The 3458-nt window shown below is 66.1% G+C and carries 2 protein-coding genes; both read left to right on the top strand.

Annotated elements, in window-relative coordinates; translation table 11 throughout:
- Window positions 1-432: efflux RND transporter permease subunit (locus QZ609_RS25450; RefSeq protein WP_295500980.1), on the top strand; the 432-nt coding region annotated here is incomplete at its 5' end.
- A partial coding sequence (locus QZ609_RS25445; RefSeq protein WP_295500978.1) for a multidrug efflux RND transporter permease subunit occupies window positions 429-3458 on the top strand: 3030 nt, incomplete at its 3' end. The genes QZ609_RS25450 and QZ609_RS25445, both read left to right, overlap by 4 nt.

The raw sequence follows: 3458 nt of genomic DNA, 5'->3' as shown, positions 1-3458 counted from the left end.
TCGGGCAAGGACATGGGCATCATCGCCATCATCGGGATCATCCTGCTGATCGGTATCGTCAAGAAGAACGCCATCATGATGATCGACTTCGCGCTGGAGGCCGAGCGCGAACAGGGCATGAAGCCGCGCGACGCCATCTACCAGGCGTGCCTGCTGCGCTTCCGCCCGATCCTGATGACGACCATGGCCGCCCTGCTCGGTGCCCTGCCGCTGATGCTGGGCTCGGGCGTGGGCTCCGAGCTGCGCCAGCCGCTGGGGATCACCATGGTGGGCGGCCTACTGGTCAGCCAGGTGCTGACGCTGTTCACCACGCCGGTCATCTACCTGGCGTTCGACAGCCTCGGCCTGCGCCTGCGTGACTGGCGTGAGCGTCGTGCGGCACGCCGTGGCGCCAGCCGCCCGGGCGTGGATCAATCCGGCGGCCAGCCATGAACCTGTCCGCCACCTTCATCGCGCGGCCGGTCGCTACGGCGCTGCTGACCATCGGCGTGGCGCTGGCGGGCATGGCGGCGTTCCGCCTGCTGCCGGTGTCGCCGCTGCCGCAGGTGGACTTCCCGACCATCTCGGTCAATGCCTCGCTGCCCGGCGCCAGCCCCGAGACCATGGCCGCCACCGTGGCGACGCCGCTGGAGCGCTCGCTGGGCCGCATCGCGGGCATCACTGAGATGACGTCGTCCAGCTCGCTGGGCTCGTCGCGCATCACGCTGCAGTTTGATCTGTCGCGCGACATCGACGGCGCGGCACGCGACGTGCAGGCGGCCATCAACGCCTCGCGCAGCCTGTTGCCCTCGGGCCTGCCGAGCAACCCGACCTACCGCAAGGTCAACCCGGCCGACGCGCCGATCATGATCCTGGGCATGACGTCGGACACCATGTCGCGCGGCGAGCTGTACGACGCGGCCTCGACCATCCTCGCGCAGAAGCTGTCGCAGATCCAGGGCGTGGGCCAGGTCAGCATCGGCGGCGCTTCGCTGCCCGCGGTACGGGTGGAGTTGAACCCGACGGCGCTCAACAAGTACGGCATCTCGATGGAGACCGTGCGCGGCGTGATCACCGCCACCAACGCCAACAAGCCCAAGGGCATGCTGGAATCCGGCGACCGCGTGTGGACCATCTACGCCAACGACCAGGCCAAGAAGGCCGTCGAATACCGGCCGCTCATCATTGCGTACCGCAACGGCGCACCGGTGCGGCTATCCGACGTCGCAGACGTGACCGACGGCGTGCAGGATATCCGCAACTACGGCTCGGCCAACGGCAAGCCGTCGGTGCTGCTGATCATCAGCCGGCAGCCGGGCGCCAACATCATCGATACGGTCGACCGCATCAACGACGTCCTGCCCTACCTGCGCGCCACCATCCCCGCCCAGATCGACCTGACCGTGATGATGGACCGCACGCCCACCATCCGCGCCTCGCTCAAGGATGTGGAGCGCACGCTGGTGCTCTCCATCGCGCTGGTGATCATGGTGGTGTTCCTGTTCCTGCGCAACGCGCGCGCCACCCTCATCCCCAGCGTGGCGGTGCCGGTGTCGCTCATCGGCACCTTTGGGGTGATGTACCTGTTCGGCTACAGCCTCGACAACCTCTCGCTGATGGCGCTGACGGTGGCCACCGGCTTCGTGGTCGACGATGCCATCGTGGTGCTGGAGAACGTCTCGCGCCATATCGAGAACGGCATGCGGCCGATGCAGGCGGCGCTCAAGGGCGCGCGCGAAGTCGGCTTCACGGTCGTCTCGATGAGCTTCTCGCTGATTGCCGTGTTCATTCCGCTGCTGATGATGGGCGGCATCGTCGGGCGGCTGTTCCGCGAGTTTGCGGTGACGCTGTCGGTGGCCATCCTGGTGTCGCTGGTGGTGTCGCTCACCACCACGCCGATGATGTGCGCACGCCTGCTCAAGCCGGCCAATGAGGAGGAGTACGGCTGGTTCCACCGCAAGACCGAAGGCTTCTTCACCTGGCTGCTCGACGGCTACCGCCATTCGCTGGCCTGGGCGCTGCGTCACAGTTGGCTGACGCTGCTGATCCTGGGCCTGACGGTGGTGCTGAACGTCTACCTGTACATCGCCGTGCCCAAGGGCTTCTTCCCGCAGCAGGACACGGGGCGCGTGATCGGCTTCATCCAGGCCGACCAGGCAATCTCGTTCCAGGCGATGCGCACCAAGCTGACCGATTTCATCAGCATCGTGCGGCAGGACCCGGCGGTGGAGAACGTGGTGGGCTTCACCGGCGGCAGCCAGCGCAATACGGGGCAGATGTTCATCCAGCTCCGGCCACTGGCTGAGCGCAAGATGTCGGCTGACCAGATCATCAACCGGCTGCGCGGCAAGCTGGCGCAGGAACCGGGCGCGAGCCTGTTCCTGCAATCGGTGCAGGACATCCGCGTGGGTGGCCGCGCCAGCAACGCGCAGTACCAGTACACGCTGCAGGCCGACAACCTCGACGAGCTGCGCGCCTGGGAGCCGAAGATCAAGCAGGCGCTCACGCAGGTGAAATCGCTGGCGGACGTCAACACCGACGCGCAGGACAAGGGCCTGCAGACCTCACTCGTCATCGACCGCGACAAGGCCAAGTCGCTCGGCATCAACCCGAGCGACATCGACAACGCGCTGAACAACGCGTTCGGCCAGCGCCAGGTGTCGACCATCTACAACCCGCTCAACCAGTACCGCGTGGTGATGGAGGCGGCGCCGCAGTACTGGCAGAACCCCGAGGGCCTGCGCGACATCTACGTCATCACCTCGTCGGGCGCGCAGGTGCCGCTGTCCACCTTCTCGCACTACGAGCCGACCAACACGGCGCTGGCGGTCAACCACCAGGGCCAGTTCGCGGCCAGCACGATTTCGTTCAACCTGGCTGAGGGTGCGTCGTTGGACGCTGCCACGCAGGACGTCCAAGAAGCAATGAACCGAATTGGCGTGCCGACTACCGTGCACGGCAGCTTCCAGGGCACGGCCAAGGCGTTCCAGGATTCGCTCGCTAACCAGAAGATACTGATCCTGTTCGCGCTCATCACCATCTACATCGTGCTGGGCGTGCTCTATGAGAGCTACATGCACCCGATCACCATCCTGTCGACGCTGCCGTCGGCCGGGGTGGGGGCGCTGCTGGCGTTGATCATCACGGATACGGACTTCTCGATCATCGCGCTGATCGGCGTGATCCTGCTGATCGGCATCGTCAAGAAGAACGCGATCATGATGATCGACTTCGCGCTGGAGGCCGAGCGCAGCCAGGGTATGAGCCCGGCGGACGCGATCTTCCACGCCTGCGTGCTGCGCTTCCGGCCGATCCTGATGACGACCATGGCCGCACTGCTGGGCGCCCTGCCGCTGGCACTCGGCCACGGTGATGGCGCCGAGCTGCGCACGCCGTTGGGCATCTCCATCGTCGGCGGGCTGCTGGTCAGCCAGATCCTGACGCTCTACACCACGCCGGTGGTCTACCTGGCGCTCGAC

Source organism: uncultured Ralstonia sp. (assembly GCA_913056305.1).
GTDB lineage: Bacteria > Pseudomonadota > Gammaproteobacteria > Burkholderiales > Burkholderiaceae > Ralstonia.
This window is presented reverse-complemented; position numbering and strand designations above follow the sequence as displayed.